Here is a 16908-nt window from a genome sequence, read left to right on the forward strand (position 1 = left end):
CGTTCAATCCGGTATTTCATCTGCTTCATTTTTGCAGTGATTATTTATGACAAATATAATTATTTTGAAGTGATGCTGACAGTCTGTGCTTGTTTCTCCCAAGTCAATCTTAGTCCCAAACCCTCGGATAAGAAGCGGACAGGAACATAAATACGATTATTCTTGAGTATGGCCGCAGTTCCGCTGACAGGGATCTCAACGGTATGTCCGAATGCGACGGCCGTCACCGTCTTGGAGGTGTTATTCCAAGTCGTCTTAGGCCAGCCAGGCCAGAGATCCGAGTCTGAATTCCTTCCATGTGATCCACCAGCTGATTCACATCGTCCAAATATTTGGCTTTATATTCGGGAACCGCCAGCAGGTTTGCAATCAGGGGCAAATTATCCATGCTTACGCCTAGTACCGGTTCGTCAATGGAAGCTGTTTATTCTGCTGCAGCATTCACCGACGGCAGGCTGACTGTCCATTCAAGGCCTGTCATGGCTAGAACCAGGGACAACATGGATACCGCCAGTCTTATTTTCGTATTCTTCACTACTAACTCCTCCTCCTGTCTCTGCAATAAGCGAAATGCTTATACAGCAACATTAGCAGGCGAAGCTTTAGTGCACCTTAAAAGACATCTAACCAAGATTGCTGATAGACTCACCGCTGAAGCAGGTCACTGACGGTAACCAGCTCATAACCCCGGCTGATTAGCTCCGGCACCAGCACTCGAACAGCTTCTACAGTCTGTGAACGGTCTCCTCCGCTGTCGTGTAGAAGAAGAATACTTCCGTTCTCTACCCCGTTTAGCGAGTACTTTATAATATGTTCCACCCCGGGCTCTGCCCAGTCATCCGTTCCTGTATTGGAAGCTCCGATGATCTTATAACCCATCTCACACGCTACCTGATGAACCTGTGGATCCATGGCCAAATAAGGAGCCCGGAAGCTGGTTGGACATTTGCCTGTTATCGCTGAAATTTGATCTTCCGTTGAGCGGATCTCCGCCCGGCAGGCGGCAGCATCGAGTTCTGTCATATTCGGATGGGTAAAGGTATGGTTCCCCAGCTCGTGTTCTTCCAAGTGAAGAGACTCGGCAATAGCGGCGTACGCCTCCAATCTCTCACCTATAACAAAGAAGGTGGCTTTCGCTTGATGAGCGGCCAGAATGTGCTGGATTTGCGGGGTATAGACCGGGTCCGGTCCATCATCGAATGTTAAAGCAATAGCTTTCCGCGAAGTAGAAACGTTATTTGTGATCAAGGTGTGATTATCCATACATACCTTCCCTCCCGGCTCAAATGATCGTTAGCGTTTACTTATGCATAATCAGCTGCTGGTTAAAGAATTCCCTCTGAGCATAACAGAAAAAGAACCCTATTGTCAGGGTTCTGCATACCTTTCATATTGCTCATTCCCAATTTATTACTCAGCACGTACAGCAGCATTTTAGGGAAGCCGGCTGCTCGCCGGGCTGACCGGTACGGCTGCATTGAACATTTTGATTAAAAGTATAACTTTTTGCGGTTCCTCTGACAGCTGACAGATGCTGAAAGCCCCGCTTCCGCAGCATCCGTGCCGCCCGTTTTGCCCCAAAGCTGTGGTTGGCAAAAATCAGCACTCGTTCATTCGCTGACAGATATTTGTCCCATGTATAGGGCAGCCGTCCAATAGATATATTAATGGCTCCCGGGATCGGATGATCTTGTGCCTCGGAAGCGTCTCTGACATCCAGCCATGTCGTCTCCGGGCATAACAGACCCTCCGCTGCAGCTTCTTCACCACTGACAAAATTCAGATAATGAAGCGGCCAGAGCTGGCGAAGCAGCCAGAGAAATCCCCACCCGGTTAACAGATAGATCAGCAGCACTTCTGCATCTCCCTTATTGTAGTATTGTATATGTTATACACTCTATTGATTTCATGATATTATGTTTCACGGGTAAGTTGACCTGTCCATGCGCTTAATCCGCCTTCCATATTCACAACCCTGTACCCGCGCTCATGCAGGAGCTCGCAGGCAAGACCGCTTCGGCTGCCGCTTCTGCACATCACAATGATTTCACGCTGAGGATCAAGCTCCTGATGACGTTCTGAAAGGGCACCTAGAGGAATATGAAGGGCACCGGGTACATGTCCTTCCATCCATTCCACGGGTTCCCGGACATCGAGCATCAGAAGTTTTTCACCTTGTTTCAATCGTGAATCAAGCTCTTGAGGTGTCATTTCTTTGGGAATTTTAAAAGCCATTTCGTTCCTCCTGATCTTTTGAATATATTTATCGACTTTTCACCAGCAGCTTCACGGCTTCCTCGACCAGTCTCTCTGTATCCGGATCGCCCGCAGCCTGCTCGGTTTGGATACAATGCAGTAAATTTTCGGCAACAATCTGAGCAATCGCTTTATCGGCAGCATTTCGGATTGCTGACAATTGAGCTACTACATCCTTACACGGTTGTTGTTCTTCCATGAGCCGCAGAACTCCTCTCGCTTGCCCTTCAATCCGCTTAAGCCGCGATTTGATATTATCGGGATACTGATAATCCAACAGGCAATCCCCCTTCAGGATACGATATTTATCATTATACCCCTAGGGGTATTATATTCGTTTTAAATGTAAATATACAATTCATCTTTTTTTCAGCCGATCTGCTAATTTTACAAGTTGGATACATGTCTGAATTTATTCAGACACAACGATTACAGCATTGATACATTTTCCCTCCGGACGTACGCTTTGTTTTTAATGAAAAAATAGAGAAACGCATGATGCGTCAGAATGCCGCACGGGCGGAAGCTGTGCGGCAACCGGCTGCTTTGGCGGAACGCCTGAAGCAGGCTGGCTGGCAGCCCACGCCTATGAATACGGCTTTATTATCTGTTATCCTCAGGGAACACAGCGTATAACAGGGTACATGTACGAGCCGTGGCATTTGCTTTATGTCGGAAAGCAAGCAGCGACAGCGATGCACAAGCATGATCAGACCTTGGAGGAATTCATCAGCATCCAGTCATCCATCTGAACATAATGAAGAGACCTTCTTGAAGCATGAGCAGGAAAAAGCTTGAATATCACATTCAAGCCTGTCTCATTTTGACAGAGCTTCATCTCGGGATACCCGGACACGGTCGCTGGGGTACCACTTCTCGAAATATTTCTCAACCTTCAGATGCAAATTAGGTTCATACCATTTCTCGAAACCATGCTCTGCAAATCGTCCGGGCATGCCGAGACGGGCTGAGCGCCGTCCCATGGAGCCATCGCCAATAATCAGTGTATCAATCCAGATGTAATCCGCTGCTCCGATAAGACTCTGCGGGAAATCAGGGGTAAACGGGAGAACAGGTGAAATGGAAGCCTGTGTTGTAATACCGGCCTCATGAAGCTTCTTCAGCGCCTCTATGCGCTGCTTAATCCCTGGTGCATAGGGAGCAAACAGTCTCCTGACTTCATCCCGGTCTGTCTCGATGGTCATAGATATGAGAACTTCACACTTGTTTTGCAGCTGCTGCAGTATATCGATATCTCTTGTAACCCAGGGACTACGGGTCTGAATTTGCACCATGTCCGGAGGCTGCTCGAGCATAGCCTCCAGGATCGCCCGGGTTATTCCGGCTTTCTGTTCGAGCGGCTGATAAGGGTCTGTTGCAGAAGACATGAACAGCCTGACAGGTTTTTTTTTCTTCCGCAGCTTCTGCATCTCATTCCTGTAATTGTCAGCGGCATTCAACTTAATATCGACCCATTGTCCCCAGGGAACGTCTCTGAATTTTTGAATCGGCATTTCGCGCACATAACAGTAGCTGCAGGCGAATGCACAGCCGCTGTACGCATTCAAAGAGTGAGTATAGCCTACATCCAGATAACCGCTGGCCTCGGTCAGTATTTTCTTTGCAAAAATTTCCTTTATCTCGATCATGATGCGCTCCCCTCCTACTTGGATCATTAAGATTTCTTCTGGGCTTTATAAGCCGCATCCCGATTTTTTTCACCTTACAGGGGTAATAAATTATAGAGTATGAACTCATTATAACCTGCAGGAGGGATGGACATGGCAAACACAAGAGGCGAAAATCCGGAACGCGACCAATATTTTGAAAAACGTGCCGGCACCGACGAAGCCCGCTATCACGTTGTACCCCATGATGACAAAGGTTGGGCTGTCAAGGAAGAAGGCAAGGATGAACCTCTTCTGACAACCGGGGACCGGAAAGAGGCCATGGATGAGGCCAAAAGACGTGCTGAAGAAGCAGGCACGATGGCCATTATTCATAACGAGCATGGACGCATTGAAGATCAGATTAATTATCAGGATAACCAATAGAGGAACAGGTTGTTTACTAAACGAAGAGCCCGGCAGGAGGATGAATACCCCCGGCCGGGCTTTGCTGTACTTGAAGGCCCGCAGGCTTAGTTTTGTGGAGCATGTCAGGGATTTAGGCTGCCATATCCCCAGCCACCCAATCATTTGAGCTCCAACTCCCATAAGCTACAGTAATCTGCAGCAAAGGGGGTTTGACAAATGAGTGAAGTTGGATACGGCCGCGGCGGTGCTTTCACCTCCACTGCAGCCATCCTGGTGCTCTTTATTCTGTTGGTCATCATCACACGTTCATTCCTGATCTAACCTGGAAGATGTCTGCCCGAAGGACCCCTGGTGATTCTGGCGGGTCCTTTGGAAAGATCAGCTTCTGAAGCTTTTCAAAACCTGGCCCAAAATCTCAACACCTCTTTCAATCTGCTCATCCGAAGGTGTAGAAAAGTTCAGCCTGATAGCATGACATGCATCTGTTTCTTCAACGAGAAACGCGGTACCCGGCACGACAGCAACACCCTCGGCCGCGGCCGCTTTGGCATAATCCAGCATGGGTATGTGAGCAGGAAGATCACACCACAGGAATAAACCGCCGTCAGGATAGGTGAATGTTATCGTCTGGCCCAAATGTTCCTGCAGACCGGCAATCATCAAGGATGATTTTCTGCGGTAAATGTTACGGATTTTGCTGATATGCCCTGCATAATCATAATCAGTCATGAATCGGTAAGCCAGAATCTGCGGCAGCATGGCAGTATGCACGTCCTCTCCCTGCTTGGCCACAACCATTTTCTGCACAACCTCCTGCGGGGCAAGAACATAACCCACTCTTAGACCTGCAGACAATATTTTGGAGAAAGAGCCTACATAAATGACCATTCCCTCATCGTCCATGGACTTGATTGTCGGTACATCCTCCCCTTGAAAGCGAAGCTCACCATATGGATTGTCTTCCAATATCATGACGCCATACTGCTTAGCCAAGGCATAAATCGCCTTACGTTTCTCCAGACTGGTCGTGAGTCCCGTCGGATTCTGAAAGCTTGGAATAAGATAGATCAATTTGACATTCGGCTCGGTTCGAAGCGCATGCTCCAGCCTGCTGATGTCGATCCCATCGGCTTCTATAGGTACACCTACAAGCCTGGCACCGGCAGAGCGGAAAGAATTGAGTGACCCGATAAAGCTGGGACTCTCACAAATAATGGTATCTCCTTCGTTGCAGAATACCTTGCAAGCCAGCTCAATCCCCTGCTGGGCGCCGGAGACAATAAACAAATCATCCTCTTCAGATCCTGTCGCAAATCCGGTCTTCAGGTGACGGAGCAGCGTCTCGCGAAGAGGAGCATACCCTTCTGTTATTCCATACTGGAGTGCGGCTACAGGCTCGTTTTCAAGAATGGATTGGGTGAACGTCCGGATGGCTTCAACCGGAAACGTCTCGGGTGCCGGGTTGCCTGCAGAGAAAGGAATCACATTTTGGCCGGAGCTGGCCTTCAGAATCTCGCGAATAATCGATGGCTGCAGTGCAGTCATCCGATTGGAAAAAGAATATTTCATCAGATTATGTACCCTCCTTCTTTATTTCATACTTCGTTTATCGATCTATACTAGGTTCTATTATACGGCGGTTTCATCCAAATCCCAAAGCTTCTTCATGGATACACAGTCAAATATAAATCCAACTCAAAAAGGCCGGATGCCCGGCCTCTGCGATGAGTTTATTCTAGACTCTGGGGACTGTCTTCATTTCTGACAGCCTCGTCGCCTTGACCACATATTGAGCCAACCCGGGAACGAGACGTGCAAGTCCGGGATAGAAACGATTGGTTCTGGCAAAAGCCAGCTTCTGGAACCGCCTTGCCCGCCGCAGCAGCTGCGTAAACTCCTGATTCGCTTCTAGCTCGTAGCCTCTCTGCCAATCTTCATAGCGAATCTCACCGCTTAAGTAATGCTCTGTCCATCGTGCGCCAAGCAGGGAAGAACGCAGAGCGATCGACATTCCGTCACCGCACAGAGGAGGAATCATTAACAAGGCATCGCCAATATGAGGGTACTGGGACCAGGGCTCGGGTACATTCGATAAATGAAGCGGAGCAATGGACACCTGCGTATCCGGGACAGGAGCTCCTTCAGCCAGCCGCGAGGCCAACTTGGGGTTCGTCCTTGCTGCTGCCTGCAGAATATCCGGTACGGAAGTCCCGCTCCCCTGCACCGTCTCCAATGTCAGAAGCGCAGCAATGTTAGCCTTGCCGTGCTCGATCGGGGAAATACCAACATAACCACCTTCACAGAAATACAGCTCCACACGGGATGGTACCTCTATCCCGCTGAAATGGGATTTGACTCCAACATAGACCTGATCATCTCGCATGCCAGGCATAGTCGGGGTTCCGCGCGGCTTTTTGGTTCCAAAAGCACCGATGACTGTCCGTGTGTGATAGCGTATCTTCTCCCCGCTCTGAAGGGTATCCACTTCATAACTACGATCCTTCAGCTGCCGGATCCCTGTTACAACAGTACGGGTGGCCAATTCAGTACCAGCAGCAACTGCTTTGGCATGCAGGAGACGATCCAGCTCATAGCGGCTGATTCCCCGCGCCTGTCCTGGCAGCCCGGCTTCGATCTCTCCGCCCTGCGGCATGATAATTCTGGCACGATCCATCATACTGGGCTTGATTCCCTGATCTTCCAGCTGAATTCCAAGCAGCTCCAGCATCTCCCGGGACTCTGGAGACATGAACTCTCCACAGGTCTTGTGGCGGGGAAACTCCTGACGATCGAGAAGAAGGGTGCGGTAGCCATGGCCGGCCAGCTGCAGTGCACAGGTACTGCCGGCAATACCCGCACCAATAACCACGACGTCATATTGAGGTATTCGTACTGAGGGTCGTGACATGATCAACTCACCTTCCTGTCTATCGAGCATTAGGCTGTCCGCCGTTCGGGATAATGACGGAATAGCGAAACATCGGCTTCCATTCATACGTCATCGTGTCATGGTTCAGCTTCTCCTTCAGCTCTCTCCAGTCTTCCCCAGTAAACCCTTTCGCTACGGACAACGGACCGTCATGCCGGATATAACGATTGCGTGAGATCATGCGCGTCGTCAGCCATACCGCGGTATAGGATATAGGATGACGATGGATATCGTTAATCACTACTCCGTATCGGGATGCTCTCAGCATATGAGATACAATGTCCACCAGCTGCTGTCCGTCAAAATGATGCACGAATTGTGAACCTGTCACAATGTCTGCCGCAGCACTCTTCAGTTCTCTCACATCAGCACGTTGAACCTGAATACGGGGTTCATTCCGGAAGAGCTGTCTCGCTTCTTCGCAGGCTTCTTCTGTGAGGTCAATCAGCATAATGGACAGCTCAACCCCCTTCTGGTCGGCCCACTCCAGCAGCTTCTGGTTAACGTCCCCCGAACCTGCTCCAACATCCAGAACCGATAGCTGGCCAGGACTTCCCATCGCCCTCCACAGCTTCTCGACACCTGCTCGCGTGGGCCCGGGAGCTGCAAATATTTTATTCAATCTCCGCAAATGCTTAAGAGCTTCACTTAATTCTTCTCCGCCCATAGAGAAATCATCCATCAGCTCATCCTCTTGAGCCCGCATCGACAATGTTCTAAAGAAAGACATGACGTTCTTGCTCCTTGACGTTCGCGGAATGTTCCGGTACATAAGTAAAGCGCATCAGCTCTGCTGTCAGCCCTGGTCCGAAAGCCATAGCAACCCCCGATGTGTTCATCCGGTCGTTGACTTTCATGTCCTGTCGCATGGCATCGAGTACATATAAGATCGTGTTCGATGACAGGTTGCCTACGGTCCGCAAAATATCCCTGCTGTACCGGGTTTGTTCATCCGTAAGCTTCATCACGTCCTGAACCGAATCGACAATCCCCCGGCCGCCCGGATGAATGGCCCACAATTCAGGGAGCTGATCCCCCTGAAGCAGCAAACGCAGTTCTTCTTCCAGATGAGCGCCAAGCAGCTTCGGAATACGCGGGGAAAGGTAAAGGTCAAAACCGTGATTGCCTACCTCCCATGTCATATCCTCTGTAGAGTCCGGAAGCAGTACAGAATACCCTGTGCCCAATTTCAAATAATTACGATGCCGCTGTTCCGGTGTACCGATCACACATGCTGAAGCACCATCACCGAAGAAGGAAGCCGCGAACAGGGCCTCACGCTCCTTAACCGGCTGGAAGTGCAGTGTACACAGCTCTACACAGACGACAAGCACCTGGGCCCCAGGAGAACCCTGAACAACGTCCCTGGCCATCTGAATAGCCTTAAGACCCGCAGCGCATCCCTGGAAAATCAACGGCAGGCGGTTGACACGCAGCGACAAACCAAGCTTGCGGATCAGCATAACGTCCAGTCCTGGCAGATACTGACCAGTACAACTCACAGTAATGAGATGTGTAATTCTTTCCGGTGATACACCCGCATCCTGCAGAGCCTTTTCTGCAGCTTCAGATCCTAACGGAAGTGCTTCCTGCTGGTATGTATTCATGCGTTCTTCTGTCGAAGGAATGTCAGAATGGTTGTGGGAAGGGAGGTAGCGGCAGTCTTCCAGAGATCCCAAATAGCTGGGTTCAACCGTGTACCGTGTCTCTACACCACAGGATCGGAATATTCGTCTCGCAAAACGGGCCAAATCGGGAGCGTCATGCAGTGACGAAGCAATTAGTTCGGCAATGTCGGATTGTGCCACCGCGTTAACAGGTAATGCACTGCCCATCCCGAGAATGGCTGCATCAGAACGGCTTGTTGTTTGATTCATTAACGGACCTCCTTGGGTGAAATTCATCATAGTATTTAAGGCAATTAACAACCCTTACCCTTAACCGCTAGTTTGTAATCTTGAAGACACTTGTATTTAAGCTGGAGCGCCGTCAAATATTTGAATGTATGATTAACATAACCTGTTTCTCTAAGCCTATAACCAGCGGCCGCCACAGGTAATACTTCCCATTAATTTCGTTTAAAAAACAAAAAAACCGCGTGATCCGCGGTTTTGATGTACACAGCTGGCATATATAACTGGAAAGGCCATTATGGCCGCTATATTACTGTCTATTGATAGAAGTTGCGGATCCAACGGTGTTTTTTGAGAAGCTTCACCTGCTCCTCCGGAAGGCCTTTTCCATCGCCGATTTGCATATTGCGCTCGACATTACGAACGGAACGCATCCCTGGAATAACGGTCGAGACTGCCGGATGGCTGAGTACATAACGAAGAGCTGTTTCAGCCATTTGATCTGTCGATATGTGAAGCTCAGAAGCGATGCTCTGAACCCGGTCATACACTTCCTGCTTGCGGCTTCCTCCGAAATAATGATTGCGGAAGTCCCCTTCTGAGAATTGAGTATCTGGTGTTATATTACCGGTCAACCCGCCTTCATCCAGAGCCACTCTGACGATGACACCGACATTATGTGCCTGGCAGGCTGGCAGCAGGGCATCCTCGGGACTTTGGTCAAAGAGGTTGTAGATCACTTGTACCGTATCAACAAGACCACTCTCAATCAGCTTGATGGCATTGTTAGGCTGGTGGTCGTTAATGGAGACACCGAAGAAGCGGATTTTTCCTTGCTCCTTTAATTTCTGCACACCTTCCAGCCAATCTCCCTGCTGAACCCACTCATCAGACCATACATGGAACTGCTGAACGTCTATTGTCTCCATTCCGAGATTCCGCAGGCTTTGTTCGGTTGAGGCAATAACATGCTCGGCAGTAAATGTATCTCTGGAAGGCACACCATCACGCGCCGGCCATTGTCCGTTTTTTGGCGGAATCTTGGAAGCGACATATACCTGCTCGGATCTGTCGCGAATGACCTGCCCGACCAGCTTCTCACTATGTCCGTCACCATATCCGAGGGCAGTATCAATGAAATTAAGCCCCAAGTCAATGGAACGGTTAAGCGCCTTTACTGATTCATCGTCCTCAGCTCCGAGCCATGCTGTCTTGCCGATTCCCCAAGCGCCATATCCGATCTCGGATACCATTAGACCCGTCTTGCCAAGGCTTCTATAGTTCATAAGTTTGATTACCTCCTGTAGATGTGATGATTTTACGTTCAGCCTGGTGCTTGAAGCCGATTAGTCCAAAATGTTCTCGATCTGTTCCAGTACATCAGAGCTAAGTTCAATGCCGGAAGCTTTGGCATTCTCTGTAACCTGCTCCGGACGGCTGGCACCCACCAGGGCGCTGGCTACGTTCTCGTTACGCAGAATCCAGGCCAACGCAAGGTTCCCGACCGAAATGCCCAGTTCCGCAGCAATACCTTCCAGCTGTTTCACCTTGTTGATTTTCTCTTCGGTGACTCCTTTACGCATCCATTCCAGCTTTGCTGCACGGCTGTCCTGTGGAATGTCGCTTGCCGACGTATATTTCCCGGTCAGTAACCCTTGCGCCAGTGGTGAGAACACGACCTGACCGATGCCGGACCTTTCGCTAAGAGGCATAACTTCTTTTTCGATATAGCGTTCAAACATGTTGTAAATAGGCTGGTTCACAACGATTCGGTCGAGCAGATAGCGGTCGGCTACCGCAAGCGCTTCCGCAATTTGCGATGCCTGCCACTCACTTACACCGACATACAGGACTTTCCCTTGACGCACGAGGTCATCAATGGCACGAAGTGTTTCCTGAATCGGTGTTTCCGGGTCATGACGATGGCAGTAAAAGATATCAATATAGTCATGTCCAAGACGCTTCAAGCTCGCATGCGCCTGCTCCATAATGTGCTTGCGGGACAGTCCTTTATCATTTGGCCCTTCACCCATCGGCCAGAATGCTTTGGTAGCCAGAACATAGGATTCACGCGGATATTCGCGCAGCGCCCTGCCTACCAGCTCCTCAGCTGCACCTTTTTCATATACATTAGCTGTATCAAAAAAATTAATACCCAGGTCGTATGCTGTCTTAATAGAATTTACTGCGTTTTCACGTTCAACATATCCACCATATGTAAGCCAGCTGCCCAAGCTGATTTCACTTACTTTCAGTCCGCTTCCACCTAATCTGCGATATTTCATTGTGTGAGCCTCCTTGAATTGTAATGATACCCTTTTCATTCTAAAGAAGTTCATATAAGATTTGAAGAAGTGAAATGTTATTCACTTAATTATAGGGAAGATAGATACTATACTTTAGTATAGTGGAATATATGCTAGGAGGATGTCTATGAAAACCGTGAAAAAAGCCAGCAGCTATATCCCTAAAAATCCGGAGCATATCGAGTGTAACATCGAGAAGACGCTCGACGTTCTTGGTGGAAAATGGGCATTTCTGGTTATCCGCGAACTGTTCTGCGGCAAACTGCGTTTCGGTGAACTGCAGCGTAGAATTCCCAACGTGAGTCCACGCGCGCTTACAAGCACCTTGCGTCATCTGGAGGAGCAAGGTGTGCTGGAACGGGAAGCTTTTCCAACGGTGCCGGTGACGGTTGAGTACTCCCTTACACCCAAGGGTCATGATCTACATGTCATCTGTCATGAAATGAAGCTCTGGGCTGCCCGCTGGACCTGAAAATCCGCATGTACATCATCCATTCAGGCATTCATGAGCAAAACTTCATGTTCCTAAGGATATCAAACTTCTACAGGCGAGCAGCCCGTTCTTTTGACATCATTTTTCCTAAGAAAACCTCATACGAAGTCCGTGACATAGAAAAGGCTGCCGGCAGAACCTTGCCGACAGCCTTTCCTCATGCTTTATATCGAAGTAAACTCCGCATCATACTCACTGGATAACTCCTTCAGTGATTTGATTTTACCATGGGGATGCTGATCTTGCTTACGTGACTTCCAGGCAGCTTCTTTCCTTCTCTTCTGCTGAGCCATGACAAGAGACCTCCTCTGGATAGCGGAATATACGACCATGTTAGTTTGTGGAGTCAGAAAGTTTTTCATACATGCTTGTATTCATGCTGTCTTGATTTATTCGCTTTAATGCATTAAAGTGTACATGTGTGAAAGATACGTTTGGGTTTCGCTGGTGCTTTATACTATCTTATCGGATATCCCCTCTGCTTTCCACCCTTATACCTCTACTAAATTCATTCTATTGACTTCTTCTAGTAATGTTCTTATAATCAACTAAAGTTACTCAATGTGTAAGGAGACCTGACATGGTTATCATCGATGAAGTCTATCGGAACGTCATTTTTGATCTGCCGGAGCACGAATTAACCCGTTTAGTTGAATGTATTAAATCTGCTAAAGAAGAAGATATTGAAACTTTGAAAAACAAAATTAACCGTTACGAGCAGAAACGGCGTGCAGAAGAAGCGCTGTACCAGTCCATGTCTCCATTCCGGCGCCTGTTTGCAGGCCGCCCTGCCAGTCATCATCAGGCTGTAGAATATATGGTACATGTAAAAGAACGATTCAAGAAAATCGACAAGATTAAAAGTCGGATTCGTGAACTGGATCACATTCTTGACCTTCTTCGCACGAAGGATCACCCCAACCGCGAACTGCTCCTGTCACCAGAGCTGATCCGTGAAATCCGGCTGCTCCGGGAAAGAGAGGCGTTGTCACCATGAATTCATCCATTCAGACGCTGGTCACCGGGATGGATACCGTCTGGGTCGTACTCAGCGCTGCCATGATTCTGCTGATGGAGGGCGGTTTTGCCCTACTAGAGGCAGGTTTTGTTCGTTATAAGAATAGTGTGAATATCATCATGAAGGTATTCGCCGATATCACGATTGGGACGCTTGTATTCTACATTCTTGGATTCGGTCTGATGTACGGCAAAGACACAGCAGGCCTGATTGGCACCAGCGGATTTTTCCTTGGTGGCAATTTAAGCCATCTGAATTTACCAGTCTCGCTGGATACATATTGGCTTTTCCAGGCCGCCTTCACAATCGCAGTCATCTCAATTGTTTCAGGTGCTGTGGCTGAGCGTATTAACTTCCGTGCATATCTTCTGTACATTCTGCTCATGACCGGGCTTATTTACCCGATTGGCGGTCACTGGGCATGGGGAGGCGGCTGGCTTACCCAGCTAGGACTGCAGGATTTTGCCGGATCAGCCGTCATCCACGCCCTCGGAGGATTCTCCGCGCTGGCCGCTGCCCTGGTCGTCGGACCGCGCAAAGGTAAATTTAATGAATCGGGCGAAAGTACGGTTGCCCTGCCAAGCAATTTGCCGCTGGCCTCTGTGGGTGCATTCCTGCTATGGTTCGGATGGTTCGGGTTTAATGCAGGCAGTACACTGAGTGCAACCGATGTGCGGATCGGCCATATTGCGCTAACGACTATGCTCTCTGCCGCTTCAGGCGGTGCAGTGACCTTAATTTATACGCTGTTCCGTTATCAGCGCTCTGATGCCCCTTCTGTCATTAACGGATCACTTGCAGGATTGGTTGGGATCACCGCAGGATGTGCTTTTGTCAGTGACGCTGCAGCTATTCTCATCGGCGCGGTGTCAGGCATGTTGATGATGACAGCTACCCGGTGGCTTGAAGAACGAAGAATTGACGACCCGGTAGGTGCCTTCCCGGTACATGCGGTTTCGGGTGCCTGGGGAACGATCGCAGTCGGCTTATTCGCAACGGATAAAGGCCTGTTCTATGGGGGAGGCTTCCGCCTTCTGGGTGTACAAGTCCTAGGGCTCATCGCTCTGGCTGCATGGGGTTTTGCAATAACCTGGATTGGCTTGAAAGCGATCGGAAAGCTCGTCAGCGTCCGCTCCACCGAAGAAGAAGAAGAAATAGGACTGGATATCAGTTACCACGGGATCATGGCAGCGGACCGCTCTCATGAATTCATTGACCAGCTTGAGCATCTGCTAGCAGAAGACATTGTCGAACTGCGAAAAAAGGAATAGAATCTGATATTAGAAGAGCCTCCAATAAATGGAGGCTCTTTGCTATCTTTAGTTTCGCCAATGATAATAATCTTTGATGACCTGCTGAAGGGCATCATGCTGAATCGGTTTACTAAGATAAGCGTTCATTCCCGCATTCAGACATTTTTCCTTGTCTCCTCGCAGCGCATTGGCCGTCACAGCGACGATAAACGGAACTCGTTCTGAATCTGAGAGCTGCTGAATTTCTTTTGTAGCCTCAAACCCGTCCAGTACCGGCATATGAACATCCATGAAGACGATATCATAGGATCGCTGCTGGACAGCCTGTATGGCTTCACGACCATTGATCACCGTTTCAACCAGATGCCCTTGTCTCTCCAGCAGTTTGCGCAGAACAATCTGGTTCACCTCATTATCTTCAGCGACAAGAATGCGCAGCCTTTGGGACTCGGTGCTTTTCACATGTTCGCGGCATCTTCTGATCTCTTCGGTGCTGGCTGTTTGCAGCCAGGCTGTGAAGACAAATACCGTTCCTGGCTCACGCTTATCTTCCACCCAGATATCGCCACGCATCAACTGAACCAGTTTTTTGCTGATCGCAAGCCCCAGTCCCGTCCCTTGCGATTTACGAGTCATAAAATTATCAAGCTGATAAAATGGCTCAAAGAGATTTTCGCGCTTCTCACTAGGAATGCCGACACCCGAGTCATTCACGCGAAATGTAAATTGCGCCTCGGTATGACTCCGGTCCGTGACCAGAACCTCCACCTGTATACTGCCTTCGGCGGTGAACTTGACAGCATTGCCTATTACGTTGGTCAGTACCTGCTTCAACCGGTAGGCATCTCCATACACCAGGCTTGGAATATCATGACCCATAGTTACTTTGACCTCCAGGTCTTTCAGAAGAACGTTTGGCTTAATGATATCAATGGTAGCGTTTACCACCTCTCTCAAATCAAAGGGCTCCACCGCCAGTTCTGTCTTGCCGGACTCGATCTTGGAGAAATCCAGAATATCATTAATAATTGCCAGCAGTGAATCACCGCTTCGCTTAATAATCTCTATATATTCAATCTGCTCCTCACTTAATCCCTCTGTACCGAGCAATAAATCTGTCATCCCGATCACGCCATTCATCGGAGTACGGATTTCGTGGCTCATCATGGCCAGAAACTCGCTTTTGGCCTTATTCATGCGCTCTGCGGTTTCTTTGGCAATCAGCAGCTTCTTCTGCTCTGTAATATCCTTGGCAATCAAGTAGAAGCCTACATTCCTTTTATTAATAATAATAGGAGCCAGGGTAGCCAATACCTCCGTCTCATGGCCGCTTCGATGACGAATGGTACTGATTTCTTTCTCAGCTACATTATACCGGCCGTTAACAATATGTCCGTAATTCTGCTCGCCTATAAATCTCGATATGCTTGTTCCCACCATCTCTGCCACCGGACAGCCCGTGATATCAACGGCAACCGGATTGGCATTCATGATATGACCGTTCATGTCAAAAGAGATAATCGCATCATGATTATATTTTTTTAGAGAAGTGTAACGTTCTACCGACTCCTGAAGTTTGAATTCCACCAGCTTGCGCTCCGTAATATCCTGAAGTGTACCATTAAATCGCAAAGGACGTTCCCGTTCATCAAAAGCGACAATTCCCCTTAGATGCAGGTATCGCTCGGTTCCGTCTGCCAAGGTATGCCGATACTCAAAGTCCAGCGGCTCCCCCTTTTTCGCCCATCCGACGTGCTCCATCAATCTGTCTTTCTCCTGCGGATTCATCAAACGGAAAATGTCTTTGGCATTAAATTGTCTGGGCCCCACCTGCAGTCCCACAATTTCCTTCACCTGTTCAGAAATCGAAACCATGCCGGATTCCATATCCCACTCCCAGCTCCCGATCGATGCTATACGCTCGGCTTCTGCACTGATATCCTCATGCTTCTTGCGTTCCGATATCTCACGGCCTATAGCCAGAATTTGTATCTCTTCTTCGGGATTACCGATAATCCGATACGTTGTCTCAAACCAAAGGTACTGGCCGGATTTGTTGCGAAGCCTTAATCGAAGGATATTCCCTCCTGTGAAGTCCATCTGCGTTATTCGCTCCAAGTCTTCAGGATGAAAATATTCAAAGTTGGTTCGGCCCCTAACCTCTGCTGGCGTATAACCCAACAGGCTTGTAACCGCAGGTGAACAGAATTGGCAGGTGCCGTCAGCAGAAGCAATGTAGATAATTTCTTGAGCATGATCTGAGATCAATTTGAACATCTCTTCACTGCGCAGCAGTTTCTGCTCATAGGCTTTCCTGTCGGAAATATCCATAACATGGCATAAAAAATATAACGGCTCGCTCGTTGCGCCATCTCTGACCAGCGATACATTCAGGGATACCCACAGCAGACTGCCGTCTTTTTTCATATATCGTTTCTCATATTGATAAGCTTTCACGTTACACTCTTCCATTTTGTTTAAATACATCTGATCCAGACTGTAATCTTCCAGACAGGTAATCTGCTGATAGGTTAACTGCAAAAGCTCTTGATCAGAATACCCCAGCATATCACAGAATGCCGGATTTACCTTAGTCCATTGTCCCGTTGGAGCTGCAAGAGCAATTCCAATCGGAGCCTGAGTGTATATTTGTTCAAACAGCTCGTGATGATCGACTCTTTGAATTCGCATCTGATGTTCTCCTTTGCTGTAGCTGATGAAACATAGTTAAAAGAGTACAAGTTTTGACCTGAACAGGCCAGTC

20 protein-coding genes and 1 pseudogene are annotated in these 16908 nt (G+C 48.7%); 6 read left to right on the forward strand and 15 right to left on the reverse strand.

Annotated features, from left to right (window positions below):
• Positions 1-59 precede the first annotated feature (59 nt).
• The 6 genes from Q5741_RS21690 to Q5741_RS16280 all read right to left on the reverse strand — a co-directional run bounded on the left by Q5741_RS21690 (position 60) and on the right by Q5741_RS16280 (position 2533).
• Positions 60-227, reverse strand: a complete 168-nt coding sequence (locus tag Q5741_RS21690; protein WP_407074372.1) for a stalk domain-containing protein — start codon at positions 225-227, stop codon at positions 60-62.
• Positions 224-388: a hypothetical protein gene (locus Q5741_RS16260; protein ID WP_305025176.1), complete on the reverse strand. Its 165-nt coding sequence runs from the start codon at positions 386-388 to the stop codon at positions 224-226. Before Q5741_RS16260 ends, Q5741_RS21690 begins: the two co-directional genes overlap by 4 nt.
• Before the next feature lie 257 nt (positions 389-645).
• Complete coding sequence (locus tag Q5741_RS16265) at positions 646-1263, reverse strand: polysaccharide deacetylase family protein (protein ID WP_305025177.1); 618 nt, start codon at positions 1261-1263, stop codon at positions 646-648.
• A 151-nt stretch (positions 1264-1414) separates the two neighbouring features.
• Positions 1415-1855: a rhodanese-like domain-containing protein gene (locus tag Q5741_RS16270; RefSeq protein WP_305025178.1), complete on the reverse strand. Its 441-nt coding sequence runs from the start codon at positions 1853-1855 to the stop codon at positions 1415-1417.
• A gap of 59 nt (positions 1856-1914) precedes the next feature.
• Positions 1915-2235: a rhodanese-like domain-containing protein gene (locus Q5741_RS16275; protein WP_305025179.1), complete on the reverse strand. Its 321-nt coding sequence runs from the start codon at positions 2233-2235 to the stop codon at positions 1915-1917.
• Between the two features lie 28 nt (positions 2236-2263).
• Positions 2264-2533 carry a metal-sensitive transcriptional regulator gene (locus tag Q5741_RS16280; protein ID WP_305025180.1) on the reverse strand — a complete coding sequence of 90 codons (270 nt, stop codon included), beginning with the start codon at positions 2531-2533 and terminating at the stop codon, positions 2264-2266.
• Between the two features lie 244 nt (positions 2534-2777).
• Here Q5741_RS16280 and Q5741_RS21695 point away from each other — a divergent pair.
• A pseudogene (locus tag Q5741_RS21695) lies at positions 2778-3008 on the forward strand (M15 family metallopeptidase); the annotation flags it as partial.
• 66 nt (positions 3009-3074) lie between these two features.
• On the opposite strand, the gene Q5741_RS16290 reads toward Q5741_RS21695, so the two are convergent.
• A complete protein-coding gene (locus Q5741_RS16290; RefSeq protein ID WP_305025294.1) occupies positions 3075-3908 on the reverse strand; it encodes an SPL family radical SAM protein in 834 nt (277 codons plus the stop codon).
• A 129-nt stretch (positions 3909-4037) separates the two neighbouring features.
• Here Q5741_RS16290 and Q5741_RS16295 point away from each other — a divergent pair, with 129 nt between their 5' ends.
• Positions 4038-4310 carry a DUF2188 domain-containing protein gene (locus Q5741_RS16295; protein WP_305025181.1) on the forward strand — a complete coding sequence of 91 codons (273 nt, stop codon included), beginning with the start codon at positions 4038-4040 and terminating at the stop codon, positions 4308-4310.
• Between the two features lie 198 nt (positions 4311-4508).
• The gene (locus tag Q5741_RS16300) at positions 4509-4613 is read left to right on the forward strand and encodes a YjcZ family sporulation protein (RefSeq protein WP_305025182.1); all 105 of its coding nucleotides are present in this window, start codon (positions 4509-4511) and stop codon (positions 4611-4613) included.
• A gap of 57 nt (positions 4614-4670) precedes the next feature.
• Here Q5741_RS16300 and Q5741_RS16305 read toward each other — a convergent pair whose 3' ends face one another.
• The 6 genes from Q5741_RS16305 to Q5741_RS16330 all read right to left on the reverse strand — a co-directional run bounded on the left by Q5741_RS16305 (position 4671) and on the right by Q5741_RS16330 (position 11359).
• Positions 4671-5861 carry an aminotransferase-like domain-containing protein gene (locus tag Q5741_RS16305; protein ID WP_305025183.1) on the reverse strand — a complete coding sequence of 397 codons (1191 nt, stop codon included), beginning with the start codon at positions 5859-5861 and terminating at the stop codon, positions 4671-4673.
• A 166-nt stretch (positions 5862-6027) separates the two neighbouring features.
• Positions 6028-7200: an NAD(P)/FAD-dependent oxidoreductase gene (locus tag Q5741_RS16310; RefSeq protein ID WP_305025184.1), complete on the reverse strand. Its 1173-nt coding sequence runs from the start codon at positions 7198-7200 to the stop codon at positions 6028-6030.
• A 19-nt stretch (positions 7201-7219) separates the two neighbouring features.
• Entirely contained in the window at positions 7220-7951 is a 732-nt protein-coding gene (locus Q5741_RS16315; RefSeq protein ID WP_305025185.1) for an SAM-dependent methyltransferase, read from the reverse strand.
• Positions 7938-9098, reverse strand: a complete 1161-nt coding sequence (locus tag Q5741_RS16320; protein WP_305025186.1) for a type III polyketide synthase — start codon at positions 9096-9098, stop codon at positions 7938-7940. The genes Q5741_RS16315 and Q5741_RS16320 overlap by 14 nt, the downstream gene beginning before the upstream one ends.
• A gap of 293 nt (positions 9099-9391) precedes the next feature.
• The gene (locus Q5741_RS16325; protein ID WP_305025187.1) at positions 9392-10360 is read right to left on the reverse strand and encodes an aldo/keto reductase; all 969 of its coding nucleotides are present in this window, start codon (positions 10358-10360) and stop codon (positions 9392-9394) included.
• Between the two features lie 60 nt (positions 10361-10420).
• The gene (locus tag Q5741_RS16330; RefSeq protein ID WP_305025188.1) at positions 10421-11359 is read right to left on the reverse strand and encodes an aldo/keto reductase family protein; all 939 of its coding nucleotides are present in this window, start codon (positions 11357-11359) and stop codon (positions 10421-10423) included.
• A gap of 148 nt (positions 11360-11507) precedes the next feature.
• Between Q5741_RS16330 and Q5741_RS16335 the strand changes: the two genes are divergently transcribed.
• Positions 11508-11852 (forward strand): winged helix-turn-helix transcriptional regulator, encoded by a 345-nt coding sequence (locus tag Q5741_RS16335; RefSeq protein ID WP_305025189.1) that lies wholly within the window; start codon positions 11508-11510, stop codon positions 11850-11852.
• A 185-nt stretch (positions 11853-12037) separates the two neighbouring features.
• Here Q5741_RS16335 and Q5741_RS16340 read toward each other — a convergent pair whose 3' ends face one another.
• Positions 12038-12166, reverse strand: coding sequence for a DUF6254 family protein (locus Q5741_RS16340; RefSeq protein WP_305025190.1), 129 nt, complete (start codon positions 12164-12166; stop codon positions 12038-12040).
• A 287-nt stretch (positions 12167-12453) separates the two neighbouring features.
• On the opposite strand from Q5741_RS16340, the gene Q5741_RS16345 reads away from it, so the two are divergent.
• A complete protein-coding gene (locus Q5741_RS16345) occupies positions 12454-12870 on the forward strand; it encodes a hypothetical protein (RefSeq protein ID WP_305025191.1) in 417 nt (138 codons plus the stop codon).
• Positions 12867-14162, forward strand: a complete 1296-nt coding sequence (locus Q5741_RS16350; RefSeq protein ID WP_305025193.1) for an ammonium transporter — start codon at positions 12867-12869, stop codon at positions 14160-14162. The genes Q5741_RS16345 and Q5741_RS16350 overlap by 4 nt, the downstream gene beginning before the upstream one ends.
• Positions 14163-14210: 48 nt before the next feature.
• Here the strand turns inward: Q5741_RS16350 and Q5741_RS16355 are convergent, their stop codons facing one another.
• Positions 14211-16835 (reverse strand): PAS domain S-box protein, encoded by a 2625-nt coding sequence (locus tag Q5741_RS16355; protein ID WP_305025194.1) that lies wholly within the window; start codon positions 16833-16835, stop codon positions 14211-14213.
• Between the last annotated feature and the right edge of the window lie 73 nt (positions 16836-16908).

The organism is Paenibacillus lacisoli, assembly GCF_030580655.1.
GTDB lineage: Bacteria > Bacillota > Bacilli > Paenibacillales > Paenibacillaceae > Paenibacillus > Paenibacillus lacisoli.

Bases quoted from the DNA above. Each gene is read 5' to 3' on its own strand.
- Q5741_RS16335 (WP_305025189.1), top strand. From the start codon at position 11,508: ATGAAAACCGTGAAAAAAGCCAGCAGCTATATCCCTAAAAATCCGGAG.
- Q5741_RS16265 (WP_305025177.1), bottom strand. From the start codon at position 1,263: ATGGATAATCACACCTTGATCACAAATAACGTTTCTACTTCGCGGAAA.
- Q5741_RS16295 (WP_305025181.1), top strand. From the start codon at position 4,038: ATGGCAAACACAAGAGGCGAAAATCCGGAACGCGACCAATATTTTGAA.
- Q5741_RS16315 (WP_305025185.1), bottom strand. From the start codon at position 7,951: ATGTCTTTCTTTAGAACATTGTCGATGCGGGCTCAAGAGGATGAGCTG.
- Q5741_RS16355 (WP_305025194.1), bottom strand. From the start codon at position 16,835: ATGCGAATTCAAAGAGTCGATCATCACGAGCTGTTTGAACAAATATAC.
- Q5741_RS16330 (WP_305025188.1), bottom strand. From the start codon at position 11,359: ATGAAATATCGCAGATTAGGTGGAAGCGGACTGAAAGTAAGTGAAATC.
- Q5741_RS16345 (WP_305025191.1), top strand. From the start codon at position 12,454: ATGGTTATCATCGATGAAGTCTATCGGAACGTCATTTTTGATCTGCCG.
- Q5741_RS16260 (WP_305025176.1), bottom strand. From the start codon at position 388: ATGGATAATTTGCCCCTGATTGCAAACCTGCTGGCGGTTCCCGAATAT.
- Q5741_RS16320 (WP_305025186.1), bottom strand. From the start codon at position 9,098: ATGAATCAAACAACAAGCCGTTCTGATGCAGCCATTCTCGGGATGGGC.
- Q5741_RS16350 (WP_305025193.1), top strand. From the start codon at position 12,867: ATGAATTCATCCATTCAGACGCTGGTCACCGGGATGGATACCGTCTGG.
- Q5741_RS16310 (WP_305025184.1), bottom strand. From the start codon at position 7,200: ATGTCACGACCCTCAGTACGAATACCTCAATATGACGTCGTGGTTATT.
- Q5741_RS16300 (WP_305025182.1), top strand. From the start codon at position 4,509: ATGAGTGAAGTTGGATACGGCCGCGGCGGTGCTTTCACCTCCACTGCA.
- Q5741_RS16325 (WP_305025187.1), bottom strand. From the start codon at position 10,360: ATGAACTATAGAAGCCTTGGCAAGACGGGTCTAATGGTATCCGAGATC.
- Q5741_RS16275 (WP_305025179.1), bottom strand. From the start codon at position 2,235: ATGGCTTTTAAAATTCCCAAAGAAATGACACCTCAAGAGCTTGATTCA.
- Q5741_RS16340 (WP_305025190.1), bottom strand. From the start codon at position 12,166: ATGGCTCAGCAGAAGAGAAGGAAAGAAGCTGCCTGGAAGTCACGTAAG.
- Q5741_RS16305 (WP_305025183.1), bottom strand. From the start codon at position 5,861: ATGAAATATTCTTTTTCCAATCGGATGACTGCACTGCAGCCATCGATT.